The sequence below is a fragment of the Halomonas stenophila genome (genome assembly GCF_014192275.1).
Classification (GTDB): domain Bacteria; phylum Pseudomonadota; class Gammaproteobacteria; order Pseudomonadales; family Halomonadaceae; genus Halomonas; species Halomonas stenophila.
On the sequence record NZ_JACHXR010000004.1, the window covers coordinates 131147 to 156693 of the forward strand.

The window sequence follows — 25547 nt, forward strand, 5'->3', positions numbered from 1 at the left end:
ATGACCCACTCCGCTTCCCTGAATCCCCCGGGCGACGGCGCCGTCGAGAGCCGCCGGGCTCGCGACCTGGGCCTCGCCGCCCTGCTCGGGCTGGTACTCCTGGCCAGCATGGGCCTGTCGCTGACCCTCGGCAGTTTCCCCACCCCGTTCGGCGAGGTGCTGCACGCGCTGGCCACGCCCCAGGACAGCGACATCGCCTTCATCGTCCGGGAGCTGCGCCTGCCGCGCATCGTGCTGGCCGTGCTGGTGGGGGCGGCCCTGGCCGTCGCCGGGGCCATCCTGCAGGGCATCGTGCGCAACCCGCTGGCCTCGCCGGACGTGATCGGCATCACCAGCGGCGCCGCCCTGGCCGCCGTGGCCTTCCTGGCGCTGTTCGGCACCGGCCTGAGCATCCATTGGCTGCCGGTCTCCGCGCTGCTCGGCGCGCTGCTGTCCACCCTGCTGGTGTTCCTGCTGGCCTGGCAGCGTGGCATCACGCCCTCGCGCCTGGTGCTGGTCGGCATCGGGCTCTCCGCCGCGATGGGGGCCGTGACCACCCTGCTGATCGTGATCAGCGACGATGCCGCCGCCATGGTCGCCTATGTGTGGCTGACCGGCAGCCTCTACGCCGCCCAGTGGCAGGACGTGCTCGGCATGCTGCCCTGGCTGCTGGCCGCCATCCCCTTGTGCCTGACCCAGGCACGGCACATGGATGCCATGGCGCTGGGGGATCATGTGGCCCAGGGGCTGGGCGTGAACGTGTTGCGCAGCCGGCTGGTGCTGATGGCCTGCAGCGTGGCGCTGGCGGGCGCGGCCGTGGCCTTCGCCGGCGGGCTCAGCTTCGTGGGCCTGATCGCGCCCCATATCGCCGCCCGCCTGGTGGGACGGGGCTTCGCCCGGCTGATGCCCGCCGCCGCCCTGATCGGGGCCCTGATCGTGCTCTACGCCGACCTGCTGGGGCGGGTGGCGTTCCTGCCCAAGGACCTGCCCGCCGGCATCTTCGTCTCGGGAGTGGGCGCGCCCTTCTTCGTCTATCTGCTGTATCGAACCCGCGTTGTCACTCGGGGCTGATCCGTCGGCAGATCTACGAGGGGGCGCTGTGGACCCGTCCATGGCAAAAGACCCCCTCTTCGATCTGTCCCCGGCGCCCCTCGTCATGCCCAACGGCGATAGCCCTGACGCACTGCCAGACATTGCAAATGAGAATGTTTTGCCTTACCGTGCTCCGACTCAGGAACCACACCGGCGAGCCCCTCCCATGCCCTCGATACCTGCCACGCCGCCTCGACTGACGGGCGAAGCCCTGTGCGCCGGGTACGATGCCCGACGCGTCCTGGATGGCGTCGATCTGGCGGTGGCCGAGGGCAAGCTGACGGTGCTGCTCGGCCCCAACGGGAGCGGGAAGTCGACACTGCTGAAGACGCTGGCGCGAACCCTGACGCCCAGTGCCGGGCGAGTCTGTCTCGATGGCCAGGATATCCACCGCCGCAACACGCGAGAGGTGGCACGCCGCCTGGGCATCCTGCCGCAGGGCCCTTCCGCCCCGGAGGGACTGACGGTCAGGCAACTGGTCGGCATGGGACGCTTCCCCCACCAGCGGTTGTGGCGACAGGATGCCGCGCAGGATGCCCGCGCCATCCGCGAGGCGATGGCCTATGCCGATGTCACGGACCTTGCCGACCGCGATGTCGACGCGCTCTCCGGCGGCCAGCGGCAGCGTTGCTGGATCGCCATGGTGCTGGCCCAGGAGACCGACCTGATCCTGCTCGACGAGCCCACCACCTTCCTCGATCTCAAGGTGCAGGTGGACCTGCTGGACCTGCTGTCCCGCCTGGCCCACGAGCACGGCCGCACCCTGCTGCTGGTGCTGCATGACCTGAACCTGGCGGCGGCCTACGCGGATCGACTGGTGATGATGCGCGACGGGCGCATCGTCACCAGTGGCACGCCGGAGGCGGTGTTCACCGCCGACAACCTGAAGCGGGTCTTCGACCTCGACGCCCACGTCATCCGCGACCCCCACGGCCAGGCCCTGGTGTGCGTGCCCGCCAGGTCGGGGCGAGGCCCCTCGGCCACGGCCCCTGCACACGACGCCCGGGTGGCGATATGAAGCAACGCTTCTGCGCCGTCGAGAGCCCCGCCGTCGGCGACCCGCTGGCAGGCACCGCCACCCACGCCGAACGCAACCTGCTGCTCGCCTGGCCGCGGGCCAAGTGGCGCCGCAACCTGCGCCACGCCAGCGACATGCCCGAGGCCGTCTCCGAACGGCTCGATGCCCTGGCCGCCGCGGGTCGCCGAGTCAACCTGATCCACCGTCGAGACCGGCCCAGCCACCGCCACCGCGTCTATCTGATGCCCGAGAACCGCGGCTTCGAGGTCGAGCGCGAGGCATTGCCCGACTTCCTGACGGCCTTCGAACGCGGCGACTCGCTCACCCCCTGGGAAACCGACCCGCCCGCGGGCGCGCTGCTGCTGTGCTGCACCCACGGCAAGAAGGACAAGTGCTGCGCCAAGTTCGGCTTCGCCACCTACAAGGCCCTGGCCGCGACGGTGGCGGATCGCGACCTGCCCTTCGAGGTGTGGGAGAGCAGCCACCTGGGCGGCTGCCGGTTGGCGGCCAGCGCCATGCTGTTCCCGGCCCTGCGCAAGTATGGGCGCATCGGCGAGCGGGACGTGCGGCCCCTGCTCGAGGCCGAGGCCGGCGGCCGCCCCTACCTGCCCTGCTACCGGGGGGATGCCCGGCTCACGCCGGTGCAGCAGTGCGCCCAGCTGGCCGCGCTGGAGTGGCTCGACGCTCGGGGGCACTCGGCCACCCCGCAGCTGGCGGACGACGCCGGCGATGCCGACGCCCGGCGCCTGGTGTTCGACTGGCGGGACGGCGCCCGGGGAGGCCGACTCGCCGTGACCTGCCGCACCGACACGGTGGTGCGCCTCGATACCTGCGCCGATCTGGAAGGCGATGGCGCCACGCCGAGCGAGGTGTGGCGCGCCACCGGGGTCGAGCCCCTGCCGACATAGGCGGCATATCGGTCCGCCCAACACGCCCGCTTCGCGGGCGTATCCGATCGGCCTCTGCCATTGCCCGGTGCCGACCTTGGTCAGGCCGACCCCGGCCGCTAACGCCCTCCCGCGCGCGCGCCCTGCCGACCCGGCTCGAGGATTTCCCGGGCCAGCTCGCGGCCGGCCGAGGTCAGGGTCAGGGCCTCGCCGGCGCGTACGATCAGGTGCCGCTCGCAGCTGCGCTCCACCACCCGGCGAGCCCTGGCGTCGTCCCACAGCAGGTGCTCGCGCAGCGCCCGGGTGACGTTCTCCTCGTGCTGTTCGGGGCTGCCCTCGTGGTTGTAGAGGTGCACGGCCAGGGTGCGGATCTCGTTGAGCCGGCGTTGGCCGCGGCGGCGCAGCCACTGGGCGACGAGCCCGTAGTGGGGCCCGGCGAGGAAGGCCAGCATCAGCAGGACGCCGGTCATCACCGCCATCATGCCGCCGATGGAGACGTTCCAGGCCACCGCAAGGTAATAGCCGCTGACGCTGGCGGCGATGGATACCAGGGTGCCGTAGCCGAACATCAGCCATAGCCGGTCGGTGAGCAGGTAGGCGGTGGCCGGCGGCACGATGACGAAGGCCACGAAGAGCACCGCCCCCACGGCATCGAAGGCCGCCACCGCGGTGCCGCTGGTCAGCAGCAGCAGGCCGTAGAAGAGCACCCCGGGCGCCAGTCCCAGGGCCCGGGCCAGGGTCTCGTCGAAGGTGGCGAGCTTGAGCTCCTTGTAGAAGAGGCCGACGAAGGCGGCGTTGAGCAGCGTCATGGCGCCCATGGACAGCAGCGCCTGGGGCACTCGGACATCACCGAGGGTGACGGTGTCCAGCCACACGAAGCCGATCTCGCCGAGCAGCACCGTGTGAGTGTCGATGTGCACGTCCCGGGCGTAGAGGTTGAGCAGCAGCACGCCGATGGAGAACAGCACCGGGAAGACCAGGCCGATGGCGGCGTCCTGCTTGACCCGGCGGGTCCGCACCAGCAGTTCGGTGAGCACCACGGTGAGCAGCCCCGTGAGGGCGGCACCGACGAGTTGCACCGGGCCGCTCTGCTGGTGGGTGAGCAGCCAGACGATGACGATGCCGAAGACGATGGCGTGGCCGATGGCATCGGAGAGCATGCTGTTGCCGCGCAGCACCAGGAAGGTGCCCACCAGGGAGGAAGCGATCCCCACCAGGGCGCCCACCAGCATGATCATCAGCGGCACGTTGTCGAATAGCGCGGCCAGCATCAGGCGCCCTCCCCGTTCAGCGAGGCCAGGATGCGCTCGGCCTCGGCGATGCCGGCCGGCGTCAGCACCCAGCGCCGTTCGGGGCCGGGCTCGCCGGGGCGCGCCTGGCCCCACTCCACCAGGCCGCGGCGTTCGAGCTTGCGCAGCGCGGCCCGGGTGCCCAGGCCGTGATAGGTGTCGAGCATGCCCTGCTCGGAACGATAGACGGGATCGGCGTGGTGGGCGGCGAGCCGATAGAGGGTGGTCAGCACCTGCTGGTCGCGCAGCCGGCGCCGCCCCCGCCACAATCGCATCGCCTCCCAGACCAGGCCGCGCCCCGGGGCCAGGGTGATCGACACCAGCACCGCCACGGAGACACTGAGGATGATCAGCGGGCCGGTGGCCAGTCCCCGGGACAGGGCGCTGAGCAGCGCGCCGAACACGCCGCCGACCACGCCGATGGCCGCGGCGAGCCACACCATGTCCTCGAGGCGATGGCTCCACTGGCGCGCCGCCACCGCCGGGGCGATGACCATGGCGGCCATCAGCACCACCCCCACCATCTGCAGGCCGACCACCACGGCGAGCGCGATCATCACCGTCAGCAGCACCTCGAGCCAGACCACCGGCATGCCCAGGGAGGCGGCGAACTCGGGGTCGAAGGTGACCAGCTTGAACTCCTTCCACAGCGCCGCCACCAGCGCCAGCGCGGCCAGGGTGATGCCGCCCATGATCCAGACGTCCGAACGCAGGGTGGCCGCCGCCTGGCCGAACAGGAAGGCGTCGAGCCCCCCCTGGGCGGCGTTGTTCATGCCCTGGATATGGGTCAGCAGCACCACGCCCAGGGCGAAGAAGACGCTCAGGGCGATGCCCAGGCCGGCATCGGTCTTGAGCCGGCTCATGCGGGTCAGCAGCAGCATGACCAGGGCGGCCAGGGCCCCGGTGACCAGCGCCCCGAGCAGGATGCTGCCCATGTGGCGGGTGCCGGCGATGATGAAGCCCAGGCAGACGCCCGGCAGGGCGGCGTGGGACATGGTATCGCCGAGCAGGCTCTGCTGGCGAAGCACCGCGAAGCTGCCCAGTACCCCGCTGATCAGCCCCAGCAGGGCCGCCCCGGCCACCACGTTCTGGATGGTGTAGTCCTGCAGCAGGGCGAGGAAGGCCGTCATGAGCCGGAGGCCCGATCGGACAGGAAGCCGGTCTCGTCGAGCAGGGCGATCTGGCCGCCGTAGGCCCGCTTGAGGTTCTCGGCGGTGTAGACCTCGGACACCGGCCCCTGGGCGATGACCCGCACGTTGAGGATCAGCAGCCAGTCGAAGTAGCTGCGCACCGTCTGCAGATCATGGTGCACCACGATCAGCGTCTTGCCGTCGTCGCGCAGGCGGCGAAGGATATCGACGATGGCCCGCTCGGTGGTGGCGTCGACCCCGGCCATGGGCTCGTCGAGGAAGTAGACATCGGCTTGCTGGACCAGCGCCCGGGCCAGGAACACCCGCTGCTGCTGGCCGCCGGAGAGCTGGCTGATCTGGCGACGCGCCAGGTCCGTCATGCCGACCTGTTCCAGGGCCGCCATGGCCTCGTCGCGCTCGCGTCGGCCGGGGCGCTTGAGCCAGCCCAGCCGGCCATAGAGCCCCATGGTGACCACGTCCAGGGCAGTGGTGGGGAAGTCCCAGTCGACGCTGGAGCGCTGGGGCACGTAGCCCACCCGCCGGCGCTGCGCCTTGTAGGGCAGCCCCAACAGCCGCACATGGCCGGCCACCGACGGCACCAGCCCCAGCACGCTCTTGATGAGGGTACTCTTGCCGGCGCCGTTGGGACCGACGATGCCGGCCATGACGCCGGGCGGCACGTCGAAGTCGATGTCCCACAGCACCGGCTTGCTCTGGTAGCTGACGGTCAGGTCCTCGACGTGCAGGGCGAGGCCCGGTTCATGCAGCGACTGGGTCATGGCGTGTCTTCCCGTGCTCGGCGGATCGAGGTCGCGAGGTGGATCATGGCGCGGGGATGTTCCAGCGCGCGGCCCAGTCGTCCAGGGCCTCGGGCAGCGGCGCCGGGGTGCCGCCGAGGGACTCGACGATGTGCCGGGTATTGGTGTAGAGCATGCCGATATAGGTGCCGTCGGCGGTGCCGGCCTCGCCCATGGCATCGGAATAGAGCTGGCCGCCGATCTCCACGTCCTGGCCCCGCCGGCGGGCGGCGTCGATCACCGCCTGGACGGTGCGCGGGTTGATGGTGCTCTCGATGAACACCGCCGGCACCTCACGCTCCACCACCACCTCGGTCATGGCGCGAATGTCGGCGACCCCGGTCTCGGTCTCGGTGCTGATGCCCTGGATGCCGGCGACCTCGATGCCGTAGGCGCGCCCGTAGTAGTTGAAGGCGTCGTGGGCGGTGACCAGGATGCGCTGATCCTCGGGAATGGTGGCGATGCTCTCGCCGATCCAGCCGTGCAGCGCCTCGAGTTCCCGGCCGTAGCGCTCGGCATTGGCCTGGATCGCCGCCTCGCATTCGGGTCGCGCCTCGCTGAGCGCCGCGGCGATGGTGGGCAGGGTCCTGGCCCACAGCGAGACGTCCATCCACAGGTGGGGGTCGATGCCGTAGACGTCCTGCACGGTGATCAGGTCGGCGGGCTCGATGGAGGACGGCGCCACCGCCAGGGTCGGCTTGATCTCGGAGAAACGCCCCAGCACCTCGCCGAGCTGGCCCTCGAGGGAATAGCCCGAGTAGAGGATCAGCTCGGCCTCCTGGAAGGTCGCCACATCCCGGGCACTGGCCTGGTAGAGATGGGGATCGACCCCCGGCCCCATGATGGCCGTGACCGTCACGCAGTCCCCCCCGACCCGGGCGGCCACGTCGCCGATCATGCCGGTGGTGACCACCGCCTCCACGGGCGCGGGCGGCTGGGCGCCGGCCCCGCCGGCCGCCAGCCATAGCGGCACCAGCATCCCCATCGCCGTCCGGCGGACTCTCATCGCGTCTCTCCCGAAGCCATGCATTGACGAGGCAGGTATAGCATCCGCCGTGGCCCCGAGTAAAAGCGCCGCATTTAACACTTCGTTACCGGACCGACTGAACCCCGGGCGCCGATGGGGACACTAACGATTGCCTGGCCACATCAGGCGTCATGAATGGACCTTCATGAAAGGAGAGACAGGATGACCCTCGACACACCGCTTAGCCGCACCCTGACCGCCGCCTTGATCGCCGGCGGCATGGCCGTCACCGCGACCGCCCAGGCCGAGACCCAGGGCCTCTACTCCGCCGACGAACTGCTCGACGCCGATGTCTACACCCAGGCCAATCCCGACGTGGACATCGGCGAGGTGGAAGACGTGCTGCTCGACAACGACATGCGCCTGCGCGCCCTGGTCATCGACACCGGCAACCTGCTCGACATGGGCCGGAAGCAATACGTCATCGAGACCGGCCACTTCACCGTGGAGACCCACAACGGCGATCGTCTCGAGGCCATCGAGTACCGCGTCCACGTCGACCTCAGCGAGCAGGCCATCACCCAGCAGCCGGAATACACCGACACCTGGTGGAGCGAGGCCCGCCAGAACATGCAGCGGGCCTGGAGCGAGACCAAGCAAGGCGCCGCCAGTGCCTGGGACACCACCCAGGAAGGCGCCTCGAAGGCTCTGGATCGCATCGGCAACGCCCTGAAGGCGGCTGGCGAGAAGACCCAGCAGGCGGCCGACGACGCTACCCAGTAACGCCGTCCTTCGGCCACGCCACTTGACCGCCCCTGTCGGGCCGATTTCGGCCCGGCGGGGCGTGCCGAGCGGCCGGCGCCTACTCGCCCTCGGCCATCGCGGCCTCCCGGGCCTGGGTCAGCCAGGCATCCACCTCGTCGCGGTGGCCCATGATCCACTCGTCGGCGTGACGCCGGATGTCCTCCTCGCTGTCCTCGCCGTCGAACATCCTGGCGTTCTGGGCGAAGATCGCCTCGATGGGAATCCGTGCCACCTCGAAGAGTTTGGCCGCCGACGGGTTGTTCGCGGCGAACTCGCTGTTGACCACCGGACGGATATCGTTGGCCGGCCAGCCCAGGTTGCAGGGATCCTCCACGCAGCCCTCGAGGCCCTCGACCACGGTCGCGTCCTCGAACTCCTTCTGGTCCTCCGGCAGGTTGGCCTCGTCCACGGTGAGCCAGACCACGTCCTCGCCCGGCTTGAGCAGTCCCACCGTCCAGTTGGGGGTCCAGGTGTAGAAGAAGATCGAGCCGCCCTCCTGGTAGCGTCCCAGGGCATCGGCCATGGAGGCGGAGTAACTCGCCTTGATCGGCTCGACATGCTCGCCGAGGCCATAGGCCTCGAGGTGATGGGCAATCACCAGCTCGCAGCCCCAGCCCGGCGGGCAGGCGACCATTTCTGCCTTGCCGTTGCCGTCGCTGTCGAACAGCGCCTTGATCTCGGGATCCTTGAAGTCCTCCAGGCTGGTGATGCCGTGCTCGTCGGCGGTCTTCTTGTCGACCAGGTAGCCCTGCAGGGCGCCCCCCTGGGCGACATAGCCGATCAGCTCGGCGCCCTGCTCGAAGGTGCTGCGGTAGGTGTTGTGCAACGGGAACCAGCCGTTGACCCAGAAGTCGACGTCACCCTGGGCCACCGACTGGTAGAAGGGCGGATTGTCGAGGGTGGTCGGGCGCTGCACGTCGTAGCCCAGCTCCTCGAGGAGCCGGCTGTAGACCGCGGCGGGAAACCAGCCGGTATCCCAGGTGGCCCGGGCCGGTGTCACCATCGCGCCCTCCCCGGGGGTATCCTGGGCGGCGGCCAGCGCCGGGAGCACTGCCAGCGACAGGGCAAGCCCGGCCCCTTTCAGCATACCTGTGGCACTCACGATCGGATGCATGAGACGTCCTCCTGCTTGAGGGACACGCGCGGTGCGCCGCATCGCGTCCGGTTCACGACGAGTCGTTGCCTCCCTGCCTCCCCTTCCCGAGTCCCTTGAACAGCCCCTTGAAGGTCCGCTTCTCGCCCGTGGCGGTGACCTGGGCGCCCTCCCCCAGCGCCTGGGTGACGCGGTCCAGCAGGATCGCCAGCAGCACGATGCCGATGCCGCCCAGCGAGGCGCGCCCGATATCCAGCCGGCCCAGCCCGGTGAACACCGTCAGCCCCAGGCCGCCGGCGCCGATCAGCGCGGCGATCACCACCATCGACAGCGACAGCATCAACGTCTGGTTGAGCCCGGCCATGATGGTGCGCAGCGCCAGCGGGATCTGGATCTCGAACAGCAGCTGGCGCCGGGTCGCGCCGAAGGCCAGGCCGGCCTCGACCAGCTCCCCCTGCACCTGGCGGATGCCCAGGTTGGTCAGGCGGATGATCGGCGGCAGCGCGAAGATGATGGTGGCGATGACGCCGGGCACGATGCCCACGCCGAACAGCATGACGATGGGCACCAGATAGACGAAGGGCGGGATGGTCTGCATGATGTCGAGCACCGGCCGGATCAGCCCGGCGAAGCGGTCGCTGCGCGCGGCGAGGATGCCCAGCGGCACGCCGACGATCACGCAGAAGGCCACCGCGGTGATGATCATCGACAGGGTGACCATGGTCTCCCGCCAGATCCCCAGCAGGTCGAGGAACAGCACCGCCGACAGCGCGAAGATGGCGACCCCCGTGCCGGCGGCCCGCCAGGCGATCAGCGGCACCACCACCACGAACACCGGAAAGGGGAGCCACAACAGGAAACCCTCGAGGCCGCTCAACACCTGATCGATCGGCCACTGCAGCGCCTGGAAGACCGGGCGGAAATTCGGCACCAGCCACTCCTTGACGACGACCTCGATCCAGTCGTCCAGGGGCAGGGTATAGAAGTCGGAGATGCTGTCGGCCATGGTCATTCCTCCCTCGCCGCCAGGGACGCGGCGGCCGTGGCGCGGCGGGACGTCTCGTCCTCGCCCTGATCCCCGGCCAGCAAGGCGAAGACCCGCAGGGGGTCGACGGTGCCCTGCAGGCGCCCGGCCTCGTCGAGCACGGCGATGGGCAGGCCCTGGGCACAGGCGCCATAGAGCTCGATCAGCTCCTGGTCGGCCCGGGCCGCCGGATAGTCGGGCCGCATCAACTCACGCAGGGCGCCGTCCTCGGCCGACACCAGGTCCGCGCGCACCAGGATGCCCAGCGGGTAGCCGTCCGCGTCGACCACGTGAAGGCCCGCCACCCGGTGCTCGTCGCAGCGCCGCCGGGCCGTCGCCGAGTCGTCGTCCGGGGTCACGGTGGGCGCCTCATGGCTCAGCCGCCCCATGCGGAAGACCCGGCCGCGGTCCACGTCCCGGGTGAAGGCGGCGACGTAGTCGTCGGCGGGATCGGCGACGATCTCCTCGGGCGTGCCGGTCTGCACGAAGCGGCCATCCTTCATGATGGCGATGCGGTCACCGATGCGCAGGGCCTCGTGGAGATCGTGGGTGATGAACAGGATGGTCATGTGCAGCTGCTCCTGGAGGGCCAGCAGCTCGTCCTGCATGTCGCGACGGATCAGCGGGTCCAGGGCGCTGAAGGGCTCATCCATCAGCATGATATCGGGATCCACGGCGAGCCCCCGGGCCAGGCCCACCCGCTGCTGCATGCCACCGCTCAGCGTGGCCGGCGGCACGTCGGCATAGGCCTCGAGCCCCACCTGTTCCAGGGCCCGATGGGCCTTGTCGCGGCGTTCGCCGGACGGCACCCCGCGCACCTTGAGGCCGAATTCGACGTTCTCGCCGACGGTCTTGTGGGGGAAGAGGGCGAAGTGCTGGAAGACCATGGAGAGCTTGTGGGCGCGCAGCTCGCGCAGGGCATCGGCGTCCATGGCCACCACGTCCTCGCCATCCAGCAGGATGCGGCCTCGGGTGGGCTCGATGAGACGGTTGATGCAGCGGATCAGGGTCGACTTGCCGGACCCGGAGAGTCCCATGACCACGAAGATCTCGCCCTGCTCCACGGTGAAGGAGACGTCGGCGACGGCGGCCACGGAGTGGGTGTCGGCATAGATGCGATCCTTCTCCTGGCCGGCCTCCACCCGGCGGATCGTCTCCTCGGGATCCGGGCCGAAGACCTTGTACAGGTGCTCCACGCGAACCTTCTGGTGCGATGTGGTAACAGCGCTCACGCCACCCCCTTCGCGCGCAAGGCGAACGGAGGCTCGACGCCGCTTCGGGCGGCCGGCTTCCTGCCGACATGGTCGCAAGGAGGAGCACCGAGCATCGCGCGCCCGGACGCAGGCCGGAACCCGTGTCACCCTGGCGACACGGGTTCTGTACACCAAAATCTAGGAAGCCCCCCGACGAGCGTCAAGACGCCGGCCCGTGCCGACCACACCGGGGCTTGTTAAGATAGCGGCCTAATTATCCAGTCGGGAGCGGACATGGGACTCCGGGAAATCGCCATCGGCGGCCTCTATCTGTCGCCATTGCTGCTCTATGCCCTGATCGGGCTGGCCGCCGCCCTGGTGGCGGCCCTCGAGGATCGCCAGGCGCTGAGCCCGCGTCATCGGGCGATGATCGCCGGGCTGGTGGGACGCCTCGACCTGGCGCTGCACCTTCAGGCCGAATGGGCGCGGACCGCCCAGTCGCCGCCCGCCACGGCCACCTTCTTGGCGCCGACCTGACATCCGGGCGGACAGGGACCGCGCCGCCACTCATCCTCTGCACGGGAGATCCTGATGCTTGCCGAACTCTTCGCCGTCATGGCCCCGGTCCTCGCCGGTGCCGGCCTGGGCTTCGGCTGGGTCCGCCTCGGCCACGACTATCCCGTGGCCTTCGTCACCCGGCTGGTCTTCAACATCGGCACGCCCTCCCTGGTGCTGGCCTCGCTGGCCGAGGCCGAGATCGATGCGGGCAGCTTCGGCCGGACCATGCTGGCCACGGCCCTGGTCCTGCTGTGCATGGCGGCGGCCACCGGCCTGATGGCACGCCTGCTGCGCCGCGACTGGCGGGTACTGCTGGCCCCGATGATGTATCCCAACACCGGCAACATGGGCCTGCCGGTGGTGCTCTACGCCTTCGGCAGTGCCGGCTTCGTGTTCGGTATCACGGTGATGGTCACCGTGACGCTGTTCCAGTTCACCCTGGGCTCGCTGATGGCCGGGCGCGGCAACCCACTGAAGATCCTGGCCACGACGCCGACGGTCTATGCCATCCTGATCGCCCTGTCCCTGCTGCTCACCGATACCGACCTGCCACGCTGGCTGGCCAACAGCGTGGAGCTGATCTCCGGCTTCACGGTGCCGCTGATGCTGATCACCCTGGGGGTCTCGCTGGCCAATATCCAGGTACGCAGCCTGCGTTCGGGGCTCGGCTTCAGCCTGCTGCGCCTGCCGCTCGCCGCCGGGGTGGCCTGGACCATTGGCAGCCTGCTCGCGCTGCCGCCCACGGGTCATGCCATCCTGGTCCTGCAGATGAGCATGCCGGTGGCGGTCTTCAACTACCTGTTCGCCCAGCGCGCCCGCCGCGAGCCGGCGTACGTGGCGAGTCTGGTGTTCTGCTCCACCCTGCTGTCGCTGCTCTACCTGCCACTGCTGCTGATCCTGCTGATGTAGCCAGCGGCGCCCCTCGCGACGCCTGTGGGTCGAGGGCGACGAGGGGCCGCGCTTGCCCGAATAGGCTTGGTGTGTAGCGCGTCAATCTGGATGAGAAGCCAGCGACACTCAAGACGAGTCACTCCGTGTCGACCAGCGACAATGGCTCGACGGACCTGCCTGGCTCACCTGGCGAGGCAGGGTAACAGCGAAGGGGCTGCGACATTCCGGCTCTCATCTTGATTGTCGCTCTGCAAACCAGCATAGGAAGTTGAGTGGTAAACTTCATGGGCACGTTGCCTACTATGGTATTCGTGGCAACATTCGATCCATACAGACGTTCCGCCATCGGGTGGAGAGATGCTGGATCAAATGGCTGAGCCGGCGATCCCAGAAGGCGAATATTGTGTGGCGGAAAGCGTATCAACTCTTCAAGGTGCTGCCGTTCCCCAAGGCGAGGATTGTGCAACAGTGCTGATCCTTCCGCGAAACTAGTGGTTGAAGAGCCGGATGCGTTAGTTGCAGATGTCCGGATCTGTGGGGGCCGGGTCGAGCAATCGCCCGGTCTATCCAACTATCTTCGTTTTCAGGCCTGCCTCATGAATAAGCCGGGCTAACATGTCGATGCAGTCGACCGCTCGCGGGTCGGGCGCTCGTGATGGCTGACCTCCGTTGTTAGACATCAAAAAGATGCTACCAAGCGTCGAGGAAGCGAGAAAATCGCGGCGGCAGCTTAACGATAGTGTTCGCTATAACTTGACCAGTACAGCCTGCTCGGAGCAGGTGAGTCAGGACACTCTCGCCAATTCCTTGGTGATATCGGCCATACTATCGTAAGTGTGGTCACCGAAACTCTCCAAGGCCTGCATCTCCTCTTCGCTGGCTTTCGAGCGGGCATGGTGCTTGAGTTCTTCGCGGGTGGCCGGAAAGCGCATGCCGGCGAACAGGCTGGCGAAGCGCGCGGCGGATGGCGCCTGCATGGCACGCTCGCCACCGGTCTTGCTTGGCTGGTTCGCGGGGGCGTTCTCGTGGGTACGCAGTTCACCGAAGGCCCGCGCGACTTCGGCGGCATCCCGATACTCCCGTTCCGGCAACCGCTCGAGGATATCGCGTACCTCCCGCTCGTCAACATCCACGGCATCGACCAGTTCGCTGCGCGCTTTCGGAAACTCTACCCCTTCCAGCGCCTTCTCGATATCGGCAGCAGAGACGGCCTGTTCCGGGTGGGACGTGAGCATATGCTGCTCATGGCGGCTCTTCTGCTCGAACGTGGCGCCGCAGATTTCACAAACGAACTGTGCCATCAGCGCACCTCCCCAACCGCTTTCTGAATGTCCGCCATCGTCTCGAACTGCCGGCCGGGAAAATCGTTCAGCACCTCGATGATTTCGTCCGCAGCTTGGTTGGCCTTGGCTTGCTCGAGCAGGTCGGCCTTGCGGCAAGGAAAGTCGATCCCCTTGAGAGCCTTGGCAATGCCGGCCGCCGAAGACGTGCTGGTGGCCGACTTGCCGCCACGCTCACCGCCCTTGCTGCGATCACGCGCGGGCTCGAGAGTTTCGGGCTCCATGCGGGGTTCCGTGAGATTGCCGCCTTCCAGCGCTTCGGTTGGCCACTGCCGCCGATTCAGTCCCAGCGTCTTGAACAGTGCCCCCTTGCCGCTGAGGTTGACCCGCTCCTCGCTGAGGTCGTTAGTTGCTCCCACCATCAGGAGCTGAGCGTTCTCGTAATCGAGCAGCTTGCTGTCATCGATATCAATCCAGCGTCTGTCGGCGAACTTGTCCTGCAAGCGCTTGGGATAATTCGGTTCGGCATGCGGAAAGCCGGGCACATCAAGCGCAGGGTTGCGCACCGAGATCACGTAGCTCGCCTCGGCAAGGATGCCCAACTTCTCTTGCGCCTTACCAGGCTTGTTCGGACTTGTGAGGCGGTAGGCCAGTCGCGAGCTGCTGTCGCGCTCGAAAATCGCATAACGCCCCTCGCCGACAGGAATGCCCTCGCCCTGTTCCTGCTTGCCCCGAGTCTTGGTCTCGTACTCGAGCGGTGCCAGTGCCGCGCCGATATCCTTCGGCTTGCCTGTCATGGCGTTCATCATCCACTCGCGCGCAGTGGATTTAGGCTGCTCTCTGGTGATCTCCGGCAGTCGTTTCTTACCTACCAGGAACAGCCGAGCAGTCTTTTGATCATCTGGCGCCAGCACCACGTGCAGGCGCTGAACGTCATCGAGACTCTGCATCTTTTCTGCATTGACCTTGGGCCGGTATAAAAAATAGATATCGCCTTTCTCCACGTAATCCGTCATTTGGCACCTCCTGCGCCAGATCGGGTATGTAGGGGAAGAGAGACCTTCTTTCTTAGTAGCAGAGAATTTTCTACCATGCAAATGAAGAAAAGCGAATGTTGTATATTGATTAATTTCTTGTGGTAATTTGTTTATTAACTTGCGTTAACGCAATATGGCCACCCATGTCAACAGTACAAGTCACACGAGGTTTCTGAATGTTAAATTTTGTAGATTTTGCGGAATTTCCGGTAGCGAGCAAGATGCTCCCGGCTGGTACTCATTACCCACGATGTTAACAAAACGTATCGGATACTGGTGGAGTTACTCCGGTTCGGTGGACACTCGGCCCTTTGAGAAGGAAGAGCCCACCATATCACGGGCGCGTGCCCCTTATCCTGCCGAGTTCCGGCAATAGTTCATTGAGCTGGTTCGGGCGGGCCGAACCTCAAAAGAGCTGGCCATAACTGGGCTTATCCCGCCTCATTCATAAGGCTGACGAACGAGCCTTTTGACCCAGTGGTTGCCGGTAGCGGCCCACGTCAACGTCATCAGGCCGCTTGGTAGCTGATTGATCTATATCTGAATCGGCTTCAACCTGGTCTTTTCATAACTTTCAGGAATTGATATCGGCCGTCAGCGCAGCCGTGGTCGTCGGCCTCCGTTGTGGCCCCCTGGCTTGCTGCGTGGATCGTGGTGACACCAGGGATCAGACCAGGGCCGTCAACCGGGGCAGCCCCTTCAGCAAGGTGGGCCACATTTGTCGGCGGCATCGCCGAGATGAACCGTGATCCGCCGGGCGTGCACCGTCAGCGTGGCCGCGACCTTGAGCACCTGCCCGCGCACCTGTATCAGGCTCCACCCGCGCTGGGTTTGACGCTCCAACAGGCAGCGCAGGCCAGATGGAAGCACCCGCCTCCTCCAAGGCGGGCGTTGCCGGATCAGCGCGGCAGGTAGCCGTCGGCCTTGAGCGACTCGGTCGCGGCCTCGATGCTCTCGCGCAGCGTGGCCACCACGAAGTCGACGTGCTCGCGACTCAGGATCAGCGTCGGAGAGAGGATGTTCATGTGCGCCAAGGGGCGCACGATCAGGCCGCGCTTCTGGCACTCGTCGGCGATGCGATTGCCGACCTTGGCGTCGGGGGCAATCAGCTCCCTGGTCGCCTTGTCGGCGACGTTCTCGAGACACATCATGAACTTGCGGCCACGGACGTCGCCAACGATCTGCAGGTCCTCGAGCTCATGGAGACGCTCCTCGAAGTAGGCGCCCACGTCCTTGACGTGATCGCAGAGGTTCTCACGCTCCATGATCTCGATGTTCTTGAGCCCTGCGGCGCAACTCACCGGGTGGCCGGAGTAGGTGAAGCCGTGGGTGAAGATGGCGCCATCGGCCTGGGGCTCGCTGATCACCTCATAGATGCGATCGGAGAAGATGGTCGCCCCCAGCGGCAGGTAACCGGAGGTCAGCCCCTTGGCGCAGGTGATGATGTCCGGGACGATGCCGAACTCGTCCTCGGAGGCGAACATGTGTCCCAGCCGGCCGAAGGCGGTGACCACCTCGTCGGAGACATAGAGGACATCGTACTTGCGGCACACCGCCAGGGTCTTCCTGTGGTAGCCCTCGGGCGGCACGATCACGCCGCCGGCGCCCAGGATCGGCTCGGCGAAGAAGGCCGCGACATTGTCCGGGCCCCGCTCGAGGATCTTGTCCTCCAGCTCCTGGACCTTCTCGTCGCAGAAGGCCTCCAGGCTCTGGCCCTCCGGGCGACGGTAGGGGTTGGGGCTGGAGATGTGGTGCACCAGTTGGCGCTCGATGTCGAAGCCAATGTGGTCGACCTCGACCCCGGTGATCGACATCGCCATGTAGGTGCTGCCGTGATAGCCGTCCTTGCGCGAGATGATCTGCTTCTTGCTCGGCTTGCCGAGCTGGTTGAAATAGAAGTGGATCATGCGCACGGCGGTGTCGTTGGCCACCGAGCCGCCACAGCCGTAGAAGACATGGTTGAGATCCCCCGGCGCCAGGTCGGCGAGCTTGGCAGCCAGGCGCGCGGCCGGCGCGGTGGTGTGGTGGCCGAAGGTCGAGAAGTAGGGGATATCGCGGATCTGCGCGGCGACGGCCTCGGCGATCTCGTCGCGGCCATAGCCGATGTTGACGCACCAGAGCCCACCGATGCCATCCAGGTAGCGCTTGCCGTCGGCATCCTGAAGGGAGACGCCGTCGGCCTGGCGGAAGACCATGGACCCGCTTTCCTTGAAGGTGGAGAAGTCGGTCCAGGGATGCATGAAGTGGTCGCGATCCTTATGCCAGATTTCCTGTTTCTCGAGCTGGGCGGACACGTTCTGACTGGTCATCGTGATTCTCCTTCGGGGTCGGGAGGTGGCGGCGGGCGTCGCCTCGCGTAGTTGTCTTCTCAGTGCTTGGCGATCTGGTCCAGGGGTTCGGGCTTGAACAGCGGCTTTTTCATCACCAGCTTGATCCAGGCCACGGCGACGACGCTGACCAGGCCCAGCACCACGCCGGCGTTGGTGAAGATCTCCGCGGTCAGTTCCGGCGCCGGCGAGGCATAGACGATGGCGTAGACCATGCCGGCGATGCCGATCAGCTGCGGCAGCGGATAGAGGGGCGAACGGTAGGGACGCTCGGCCTCGGGGTAGCGAATGCGCAGGGCGATGACGTTGACATGGGCGATGATGTAGGCGATCAACCAGGCGATGGCCGCGGAGATCAGCAACAGGCCCACGGTGCTGGCGTCGTTGCCCCAGATCAGCAGCGGCAGGCCGGTGACGCCGGCGGTGAACAACACTGCGACCCAGGGCGCGCGGGTGGACCGGGTCAGCCAGCCCAGCATCGGGAAGGCCTGGCCCTGCTCGGCCATGCCCTGCAGCATCCGCGGCACGGCGGCCAGCGAGGTGTTCACCGTGCTGCAGGTCGCAGTGATCGCCGCCACGGCCAGCAGTAAGGTGCCCGATCCGCCGAAGGCGGCGCTGGCATACTCCAGGTGCGGCAGCTCGGCGGTCATCAGCACGTCGCGCGGCAGGTAGAAGAGCGCACCCAGGCAGTAGAGGGCGAAGACCGCGAAGATCACGGTGAGCCCCAGGTACATGGAGCGCGGGATATAGCGCTCGGGACGGCGCGTGTCACCGACCAGCGGGCAGACGAACTCGGCGCCCACATAACCCCAGATGGCCAGGGCGATCAGGGTGAAGGCGCCCTCGCCCAGGTTGAAGCCAGCGGCCAACTCGGCGGCCTCGAACTGATGGGGCGCGAAGCCGCCCGTCAGGGCACTGACGCCGAGCAGGGTCAGGGCCACCACCATGGCGAAGGCCAGCACGTTCTGCAGCTTGGCGAAGACATCGATGCCCAGCAGGTTGAGCACCGTGAAGGCGCCGAGGATGCCGAAGGCGACGTAGTGGGTCCCTTCCACGGCCGGATAAAGCACGCCGAGCAGGTAGTTGACCAGCATCAGCTCGGCGGACAGCGCGAACATCGCCACCACCACATAGCCGGAGAACACCGAGAGGATCGCCGGGAAGTGCCCCAGGGCCACCTCGGTGTAGGCGCTAAGGCTCCCCGCCCGGGGCACCAGCAGGGCCAGTTCGGAGAAGGACGCCGCATAGCACAGCGCCAGTACCCAGGCGATGGCCAACGGCACGATGAAGGCGGCCCCGGCGATGCCGACGCCCTGGAGCATCAGCACCATGACGCCCTGGGATACCACCAGGCCGACCGCGACGGCCATCAGGGACTTGAGGCCCAGGACGCCTCGGGCCTTCTTGTCGGTGGCTGTCGTGGCCGCCGACGATTTGGATATGGCATCTTGCATTGTCGTCACCCTCTTGTTGTTGTGGGGGTTCGCAGCCGCCGGCGAGGCACCGGCGAGCGGGGTCAGGGGCGGCTCAGAGGCGCAGCCAGGTGGTCTTGAGCTGGGTGAACTTGTCCAGCGCATGCAGCGACAGGTCGCGGCCGAAGCCGGACTGCTTGTAGCCGCCGAAGGGCGTGGTGAAGTCGATGGCGTCCACGGTGTTCACCGAGACCGTGCCCGCCCGCAGGCGACGCGAGACGCGATGCGCCCGCGACAGGTCCCGGGTCCAGACGGAGGCGGCCAGGCCGTAGATGGAGTCGTTGGCGATGGCCACCGCCTCGTCCTCGTCGGCGAACTCGATCAACGCCGCCACCGGCCCGAAGATCTCCTCGCGAGCGATGGTCATTTCAGGGCTCACGCCCTCGAACAGCGTCGGCGCGACGACAGCATCCTGCTCCTCGCCGCTCGGTGCCTCGCCCAGCGCCAGGCGCGCCCCCTCCTCGAGGCCCAGGGCGATGTAGCCACGCACCTTGCCGGCATGGCCGGTGTCGATCAGCGAGCCGACGTCGGTGGCCGGATCCAGGGGATCGCCGACCACCAGCTCGGCGGCGGCGGCGACGAAGCGCTCGATGAAGGCGTCCTTGACGTCGCGCTGGACCAGGAGCCTCGAGTTGGCCGAGCACACCTCGCCCTGATTGAAGTAGATGCCCTGCACCGCCGTCTTCGCCGCGGCGTCCAGGTCGCTGTCGGCAAAGATCAGGTTGGGACTCTTGCCGCCGCACTCCAGCCAGACCTGCTTCATGTTCGAGCGCGAGGCATAGTCCAGGAAGCGCTTGCCGGTGGCGGTGGAGCCGGTGAAAGCCAGGCAGTCCACGTCGAGATGCAGCCCCAGGGCCTGGCCGGTGATATGGCCGTGGCCCGGCAGGACGTTGAAGACGCCGTCGGGGATGCCCGCCTCCTGGGCCAGTTGGGCCAGGCGCAGCGCGGTGAGCGGGGACTGCTCGGCGGGCTTGAGGATCACGCTGTTGCCGGCGGCCAGGGCCGGAGCCAGCTTCCAGGCGGTGATGTCGAGGGGGAAGTTCCAGGGGATCACCGCGGCCACCACACCGACGGGCTCGCGGGTGATGGTGGCCAGGTTGTCGCCGTCGGTGGGCGCCACCTCGCCGTAGAGCTTGTCGGTGGCCTCGGCGTACCAGCCGAAGCAGCCGGCGGCGCCGGGGATGTCGAGCTCGAAGGCATCGCGGATCGGTTTGCCGGTGTCCAGGGTTTCCAGCAGGGCCAGTTCCTCGCGATGCTCCATCATCAGCGCCGACAGGCGCTGCAGCACGGCCTTGCGGCTGGCCGGCGCGGCCCGCGACCAGTCGCCGGCCTCGAAGCTGCGCCGGGCCGCGGCCACGGCACGCTCCACGTCCTCGGCGCCGCAGGCCGCGACCTCGGTCAGGGCCTCGCCGGTGGCCGGGTTCCAGGTGGTCAGGGTCGCGCCGTCGCCGGCCTGGACGCGCTGACCATCGATGAAGGCCCCGTCCGGCAGAGACAGCCGAGTACGCAGGTCACGCCAGAAGGACAGATCATGTGCCGCCATCGGGGGGTCTCCGTTGTCAGTGTCGTTGTTGTCGGGATCGCGTCGTGTGTCACGACCGTAGAGTCACGATAGTCCCGGCCCCCTGGTTAACTAAAATATTATTATTCGAAGAACAGAATCATAAATTCCTATGCAAAGGAGACACACGTCGGCTCGGATGCCTTCCTTGCGTTGCTTCGTCCCTGGGGGTGGTGCCGGCCTGTTCAGGGGGTGATCGGTTGGGCCAGTCCGCCGCCGAGCCGCGCGAAGACGTCGCCTCTCGCCTCGCTGTCACGGGCCAGGCGATGCATGGCTTCGGCCGCGGGACTCAGGCGCAGTCCGCGCAGGCAGGCGATGCCCATGGACAGGGGTGGGGCATCGTCTTCGAGCCGCAATGGCTTGAGACCGCCCCCATCGAGAGCCTCGAGGGCGGTCAGGGGGGTGTTGAACAGGGAAAAGCCAAAACCGTTGGCCACCAGGCCACGCAGCATGTCCATCGACTTGGCGCGGTGGGCGACGGCGGGCGACAGGCCGTGATGGGTGAAGATCGACAGGAAGTACTCGCGGCTCAGTGGCCAGTCGAGCAGCACCATGGGATAGCCCACCAGCTCGGCGAGGCCGATGCTGTCGCGCCGGCTCAGCGGATGATCGGCGGCGACCACCGCATAGGGGGGGAAGCGGTACAGCGGCGTGAAATCGATCTCCTCGGGCACCTGGAGGTCATAGGTGAAGGCCAGCTCGTAGTCGCCCTGACCCAGGCCACGGACGATGTCCACCTGGTTCATCTCGTCGCAGTAGAGGCTCACCGAGGGATGGCGGTCGGCGTAGCGGCGCAGCAGCTGGGGCAGGAAGACCGGCGCGAAGGTGGGGAAGGCCACCAGGCGAAGCTCACCACCGATCTCCTCGCCCAGCGAGAGGGCATACTTCTCCAGGCCCTCGGCATCGCGCAGCAGCTTGCGTGCCCGGGTCAGCAGCTGCTTGCCCGAGGGCGTCAGCGACAATCCCTGGGCATGATGGCGCACGAACAGCTGCAGGCCGGTGACCTCCTCGATCTGCTGGATGGCCGCGGAGATGGAGGGCTGGGAGACATGCAGCTTGCGGGCCGCCTGGGTGACGCTGGAGAGCTCTCCGGCGACCACGAAGTAGCGCAGCTGCTTGAGGGTGAATTGACGCATCGGGTCGTTTCCGCCGCTGACGAACAGGCGCCCCGCGACGGGCGCGGGGCGAGCCCCGCCAGCATATCAGGCGCCGAGGTCGGGCGTCTCGGTGGCCAGCGGCTCGCCCTCGGCCAGGCGCCGCCGCGCCTCGGGGCCCGAAAGGGCCTCGATCAGCCGGGCCAGGAAGGCCTCGCAGCGCGCCAGCTGGTCGCGGGTCACGAACTCGTCGGGCTGATGGCCCTGAGCCATGCTGCCGGGGCCGCAGACCAGGGTCGGGATGCCCAGCTCGCGCTGGAAGAGCCCACCCTCGGTACCGTAGCCGATGCGCTCGATGGCCCGCTCGTCGAGCAGCGACAGGATGAAGTCCACCAGGGCATGGTCGTCGGCCATCGACAGCCCCGGGTAGTCGCTGAGGCGCTCCAGCCGGATCCCGGCCTCGGGGGAGGTCTCTCGCATCTCGGCCTCCAGGGAGCCGGCGACGGCCATCAGCTCGCCGAGCAGCGCCTCGGGATCGTCCTGGGCGACGTTGCGGATCTCGATGTCCAGCCGACAATCCTGGGGCACGATGTTCAGCGCCGCGCCGCCCTGGATGGTGCCCACCTGGAGGGTGGTGTGGGGGATGGCGAAGCGCTCGTCGAAGGGTCCCCGGGTCGCCTTCGCCATGGCCGTCTCCTCGACCCAGCTGACCAGGCGGGTGGCGGCGTGGATGGCATTGACGCCCTCCGGGGCCATGCCGGAGTGGCAGGCCTTGCCACGCACGTGCAGCCGCACGGCCAGCTTGCCCTTGTGGGCGGTGGCGAGCCGCATGGAAGTCGGTTCGCCGACCAGACAGGCGGCCGGGCGCACCGGCTGGTGGGCCAGATCGGCGAGCAGGGAGCGCACGCCCAGGCAGCCCACCTCCTCGTCATGGGAGAAGGCGAGGTGCACGGGCACGGCGAGATCGGCCTCGACCAGGGCCGGCACGGCGGCCAGCATCGCGGCCAGGAAGCCCTTCATGTCGGCCGTGCCTCGGCCGTACAGGCGCTCGCCCCCGGCGGTCAAGCGAAAGGGCTCCACGCTCCAGGCCTGGCCGGTGACCGGCACGGTATCGGTGTGCCCGGAGAGCATCACCCCGGGCCGGTCCGCCGGGCCGATGGTGGCGTAGAGGTTGGCCTTCTCGCCGGAGTCATCGAGGACGCGCCGCGAGGCCACGCCGTGGCGCGCCAGGGTGTCCTCGACGAAGGCGATCAGCGGCAGGTTGGAACGATGGCTGGTGGTGTCGAAGGCGACCAGCTCGGCGAGCAGGTCGACGACGGAATCCTGGGACATGGGAACACCCGAATGGTCAGGGAAGGAAAAAGACAGCCATGATGATCGCACCGGCTCGGGGCTGATCCGTCGACAGGCCTTCGAGGAGGCGCTGTAAACCCTTCCATGGGCGCTACCGACGCCATCCTTGGCGTAGGACCTCCTCTTCGGCCTGTCCCCGGCGCCCCTAGTCTTGTCCAGCGCGGGCGGTCTGGTCAGGGTGATTTCAGCGCTCGTCGCCCGGCACGCCGTAGGACGGCGACGCGTCGGGCCGGACCGCCCGGAGCACATAGGCGTCGCGCTGGGGCCGATAGTGCTCCCAGATCATGCGCAGCTCGGCCAGCGGCGCGATGTGCCAGTCGACCCGCAGGTCGACCACCGGCCAGCTGGCCCGGTCGGCGACCTTGAGCCCCGCCGAATACACCGGCCCCATCTCGCCGCCGGCGGCCAGGCCGGCGTCCATGGCCGCCAGCAGCCGCTCGGCGAGCTCGCCCTCCTGGGCCTCGAAGGCCGCGACCATGGCCTCGATCACCGCCTCGTCGGCCAGCATGTTGCCGCCCGCCACGCAGTCCCGACCCTGCCGGGTGGCGTGGAGGCCCAGGGCCTCCTCGCCGCTGTGCACGGCACTCGCGCCCTCGGCGTCGAGCACCTGCAGCTGACGCCACTCGGGGTAGGCCTCGTGCTCGCGGAGCCGTTCCAGCACCCGCTCGGCGTCGAGCCCCTCCTCGAGCAGTTGCACGCCCAACTGGCCCAGTGCGGGGTTGGTGACGTTCTGGGTCAGCACCACCCCCCTGCCGGGGGCGATGAAGGGGCAGCGGCTCGCCACGCAGATGCTCGAGGAGCTGATGGCGGTGCCGAGCTGGCCGGTCTCGCGGCAGAAGCCGGCGATGGAAAAGGTCATGAGTTGGCCTCCTCGTCGTCGGGAATCACGGCGATGACATCGATCTCCATCAGCCACTCGGGCTGGGCGAGGCCGGCCACCACCAGGCCGGTGGAGATCGGGAAGACGCCCTTGAGCCAGTGACCCACCTCGCGATAGACCGGCTCGCGGAAACGCGGATCGGTGATGTAGGTGGTGGTCTTGACGATGTGGCTGAGATCGGCGCCGGCCTCCTCGAGCAGCTGCTCGACGTTCTTCATGGCCTGCTCGGCCTGGGCCCGCGGGTCGCCCAGGCCGACCAGCCGGCCCTCGAAGTCGGTGCCCACCTGGCCGCGGACATAGACGGTATTGCCCGCCCTCACCGCCTGGCAGAGATCGTTGTCCAACGACTGGTTGGGGTACGTCTCCTGGGTGTTGAACATGCGGATTCGCGTATGCGTCGGCATCAGTTGACCCTCTCTGCGCTGGCATCGTTGACCGATGACTCCCATGGCGTGTTCGTTGCCTGGCGCTGCGCGGCCTCGTGATAGGCCAGGTACTTGCGCTGGGTGGCGATGTGATCGGCGATGTGCTTGGCATCGTGCCACACCCCCCAGATGAAGCTGGACCCGCGCCGCGAGAGCCAGGGCAGGCCCACGAAGTAGACGCCCGGTTCGCTCGAGACGCCGCGCTGATGCTGCGGCTTGCCGTCCTCGTCGAAGGCATCGACGTCTAGCCAGCCGTAGTCCACCGTAAAGCCGGTGGCCCAGACGACCGCCGTCACGCCGGAACCTGCCAGGTCAAGCTCACGAATTGGATGGGTGACGCACACCGGGTCCGGGGGGATCCGGCGTGCTTCGGGCTCCTCCGGCAGGTCGAGGCCGTTGCGGGTGGCATAGTCGTCCGCGGCGTCCAGCATCGCCAGGTAGCTCTCGTCCCCTCGCGCCAGGTTGTCGGCCAGGTCGGCCTCGAAGGTCACCACGCCGTCCGCGAAAGCCTGCGTCCGGCCCACCAGCGTCATGCCCTGGTGCGCCAGTTCCCGGAAATCGATCGTCTTGCCACCATCGGCGCCGCTCACGGCGATGGTGACATGCTCGGTGCCCGGCTGCATGACCTCGGCATCCCACTCGCCGAGCACGCCCAGCCACCAGCAGAAGTCACGACCGCGGTAGGCGCGCGGCGGGCGGTCATGAGGCCCCACCGAGAGGTAGACTCGCTTGCCGCTGCGCTGCAGCTCCTCGGCGATCTGCACCCCGGAGGAGCCGGCACCCACCACCAGCACGGCGCCCTCGGGTAGCTGCCGGGGGTTGCGGTACTCGGACGAATGGATCTGCATGAGGCGATCGTCGTCGGCGGCGATCGGCGGAATCACGGGATGCTGGAAGGGGCCGGTGGCCACCACCACGCGGTGGGCCTCGATCACGCCCTGAGACGTCGCGACGGTGAACCCCGGCCTGCCCTCATTGCGCTCGACCTTCCTGACCTCCACACCGGTGCGGATGGGCGCGCCGATCTTGCGCGCATAGGCCTCGAAATAGGCCGCCACACGCTCCTTGGGGGCGAAGGCATCGGCCTCGACGTCGTCGAACTCCATGCCCGGGAAGCGGTCGTGCCAGGCCGGTCCGTTGGCCACCAGCGAATCCCAGCGGCTGGTGCGCCAGGCTTCGGCGATACGATCGCGCTCCACCACCAGGTGCGGCACCCCGAGATTGCCCAGATGTTCGCTCATGGCCACACCGGCCTGACCGCCGCCAACGACAAGCGTATCGATTTCTACTCTTTCAACAGCAAACTCGGTCATGGGAGGTCTCCTTGTTGTCGTGTCGACCACCTTAGGAGTACCGCCTGATTAGTTAAAATATATTTATTATTTAAAGAGAATCA

The 25547-nt window shown here is 67.6% G+C and carries 23 protein-coding genes and 1 pseudogene; 6 read left to right on the forward strand and 18 right to left on the reverse strand.

Annotated elements, in window-relative coordinates; all coding sequences use genetic code 11:
* The 3 genes from FHR97_RS09075 (at window position 1) to FHR97_RS09085 (ending at window position 2997) form a co-directional block, all read left to right on the forward strand.
* Window positions 1-1050, forward strand: coding sequence for a FecCD family ABC transporter permease (locus tag FHR97_RS09075; protein ID WP_183383479.1), 1050 nt, complete (start codon window positions 1-3; stop codon window positions 1048-1050).
* A 187-nt stretch (window positions 1051-1237) separates the two neighbouring features.
* Window positions 1238-2089 (forward strand): ABC transporter ATP-binding protein, encoded by an 852-nt coding sequence (locus FHR97_RS09080; protein WP_183383480.1) that lies wholly within the window; start codon window positions 1238-1240, stop codon window positions 2087-2089.
* On the forward strand, window positions 2086-2997 hold the full coding sequence (locus tag FHR97_RS09085) for a ferredoxin family protein (RefSeq protein WP_183383481.1): 912 nt from the start codon (window positions 2086-2088) through the stop codon (window positions 2995-2997). The genes FHR97_RS09080 and FHR97_RS09085 overlap by 4 nt, the downstream gene beginning before the upstream one ends.
* Before the next feature lie 98 nt (window positions 2998-3095).
* Here FHR97_RS09085 and FHR97_RS09090 read toward each other — a convergent pair whose 3' ends face one another.
* From FHR97_RS09090 to FHR97_RS09105, 4 genes are read right to left on the reverse strand one after another with little or no spacing between them, the layout of a single operon-like run.
* Window positions 3096-4247: a metal ABC transporter permease gene (locus FHR97_RS09090; protein WP_183383482.1), complete on the reverse strand. Its 1152-nt coding sequence runs from the start codon at window positions 4245-4247 to the stop codon at window positions 3096-3098.
* The gene (locus FHR97_RS09095; RefSeq protein ID WP_183383483.1) at window positions 4247-5395 is read right to left on the reverse strand and encodes a metal ABC transporter permease; all 1149 of its coding nucleotides are present in this window, start codon (window positions 5393-5395) and stop codon (window positions 4247-4249) included. Before FHR97_RS09095 ends, FHR97_RS09090 begins: the two co-directional genes overlap by 1 nt.
* Window positions 5392-6174 carry a metal ABC transporter ATP-binding protein gene (locus FHR97_RS09100; RefSeq protein ID WP_183383484.1) on the reverse strand — a complete coding sequence of 261 codons (783 nt, stop codon included), beginning with the start codon at window positions 6172-6174 and terminating at the stop codon, window positions 5392-5394. The genes FHR97_RS09095 and FHR97_RS09100 overlap by 4 nt, the downstream gene beginning before the upstream one ends.
* A 43-nt stretch (window positions 6175-6217) precedes the next feature.
* Complete coding sequence (locus tag FHR97_RS09105; RefSeq protein ID WP_183383485.1) at window positions 6218-7198, reverse strand: metal ABC transporter solute-binding protein, Zn/Mn family; 981 nt, start codon at window positions 7196-7198, stop codon at window positions 6218-6220.
* A 183-nt stretch (window positions 7199-7381) separates the two neighbouring features.
* On the opposite strand from FHR97_RS09105, the gene FHR97_RS09110 reads away from it, so the two are divergent.
* A complete protein-coding gene (locus FHR97_RS09110; RefSeq protein WP_183383486.1) occupies window positions 7382-7942 on the forward strand; it encodes a PRC-barrel domain-containing protein in 561 nt (186 codons plus the stop codon).
* A gap of 79 nt (window positions 7943-8021) precedes the next feature.
* Here FHR97_RS09110 and proX read toward each other — a convergent pair whose 3' ends face one another.
* From proX to FHR97_RS09125, 3 genes are read right to left on the reverse strand one after another with little or no spacing between them, the layout of a single operon-like run.
* Window positions 8022-9077 carry a glycine betaine/L-proline ABC transporter substrate-binding protein ProX gene (gene proX / locus FHR97_RS09115; protein WP_221187744.1) on the reverse strand — a complete coding sequence of 352 codons (1056 nt, stop codon included), beginning with the start codon at window positions 9075-9077 and terminating at the stop codon, window positions 8022-8024.
* Window positions 9078-9129: 52 nt separating this feature from the next.
* Window positions 9130-10062, reverse strand: coding sequence for an ABC transporter permease (locus FHR97_RS09120; protein ID WP_221187745.1), 933 nt, complete (start codon window positions 10060-10062; stop codon window positions 9130-9132).
* A 2-nt stretch (window positions 10063-10064) separates the two neighbouring features.
* Window positions 10065-11312, reverse strand: a complete 1248-nt coding sequence (locus FHR97_RS09125) for a betaine/proline/choline family ABC transporter ATP-binding protein (RefSeq protein WP_183383488.1) — start codon at window positions 11310-11312, stop codon at window positions 10065-10067.
* A gap of 255 nt (window positions 11313-11567) precedes the next feature.
* On the opposite strand from FHR97_RS09125, the gene FHR97_RS20295 reads away from it, so the two are divergent.
* Both FHR97_RS20295 and FHR97_RS09135 read left to right on the forward strand, forming a co-directional pair.
* Window positions 11568-11810 carry a hypothetical protein gene (locus tag FHR97_RS20295; RefSeq protein ID WP_246403880.1) on the forward strand — a complete coding sequence of 81 codons (243 nt, stop codon included), beginning with the start codon at window positions 11568-11570 and terminating at the stop codon, window positions 11808-11810.
* A 54-nt stretch (window positions 11811-11864) separates the two neighbouring features.
* Window positions 11865-12740: an AEC family transporter gene (locus FHR97_RS09135; RefSeq protein ID WP_183383489.1), complete on the forward strand. Its 876-nt coding sequence runs from the start codon at window positions 11865-11867 to the stop codon at window positions 12738-12740.
* 767 nt (window positions 12741-13507) lie between these two features.
* Here the strand turns inward: FHR97_RS09135 and FHR97_RS09140 are convergent.
* The 11 genes and pseudogenes from FHR97_RS09140 to FHR97_RS09190 all read right to left on the reverse strand — a co-directional run bounded on the left by FHR97_RS09140 (window position 13508) and on the right by FHR97_RS09190 (window position 25464).
* Window positions 13508-14023, reverse strand: a complete 516-nt coding sequence (locus FHR97_RS09140; RefSeq protein ID WP_183383490.1) for a DUF2795 domain-containing protein — start codon at window positions 14021-14023, stop codon at window positions 13508-13510.
* Complete coding sequence (locus FHR97_RS09145) at window positions 14023-15018, reverse strand: DUF2795 domain-containing protein (RefSeq protein WP_183383491.1); 996 nt, start codon at window positions 15016-15018, stop codon at window positions 14023-14025. The genes FHR97_RS09140 and FHR97_RS09145 overlap by 1 nt, the downstream gene beginning before the upstream one ends.
* A gap of 688 nt (window positions 15019-15706) precedes the next feature.
* A pseudogene (locus FHR97_RS09150) lies at window positions 15707-15897 on the reverse strand (IS1380 family transposase); the annotation flags it as partial.
* Window positions 15898-15938: 41 nt separating this feature from the next.
* Window positions 15939-17348, reverse strand: coding sequence for an aminotransferase (locus FHR97_RS09155; RefSeq protein WP_183383492.1), 1410 nt, complete (start codon window positions 17346-17348; stop codon window positions 15939-15941).
* 59 nt (window positions 17349-17407) lie between these two features.
* Window positions 17408-18820, reverse strand: a complete 1413-nt coding sequence (locus FHR97_RS09160; protein WP_183383493.1) for an APC family permease — start codon at window positions 18818-18820, stop codon at window positions 17408-17410.
* Between the two features lie 73 nt (window positions 18821-18893).
* Window positions 18894-20381 (reverse strand): aldehyde dehydrogenase, encoded by a 1488-nt coding sequence (locus FHR97_RS09165; protein ID WP_183383494.1) that lies wholly within the window; start codon window positions 20379-20381, stop codon window positions 18894-18896.
* Between the two features lie 203 nt (window positions 20382-20584).
* A complete protein-coding gene (locus FHR97_RS09170; RefSeq protein ID WP_183383495.1) occupies window positions 20585-21535 on the reverse strand; it encodes a LysR family transcriptional regulator in 951 nt (316 codons plus the stop codon).
* Window positions 21536-21601: 66 nt separating this feature from the next.
* Complete coding sequence (gene argE, locus FHR97_RS09175) at window positions 21602-22825, reverse strand: acetylornithine deacetylase (protein WP_183383496.1); 1224 nt, start codon at window positions 22823-22825, stop codon at window positions 21602-21604.
* Window positions 22826-23030: 205 nt separating this feature from the next.
* The gene (locus tag FHR97_RS09180) at window positions 23031-23705 is read right to left on the reverse strand and encodes a DUF1028 domain-containing protein (RefSeq protein ID WP_183383497.1); all 675 of its coding nucleotides are present in this window, start codon (window positions 23703-23705) and stop codon (window positions 23031-23033) included.
* A complete protein-coding gene (locus tag FHR97_RS09185) occupies window positions 23702-24130 on the reverse strand; it encodes a RidA family protein (protein WP_183383498.1) in 429 nt (142 codons plus the stop codon). The genes FHR97_RS09180 and FHR97_RS09185 overlap by 4 nt, the downstream gene beginning before the upstream one ends.
* Window positions 24130-25464, reverse strand: coding sequence for a flavin-containing monooxygenase (locus tag FHR97_RS09190; RefSeq protein WP_183383499.1), 1335 nt, complete (start codon window positions 25462-25464; stop codon window positions 24130-24132). The genes FHR97_RS09185 and FHR97_RS09190 overlap by 1 nt, the downstream gene beginning before the upstream one ends.
* Window positions 25465-25547: the final 83 nt, after the last annotated feature.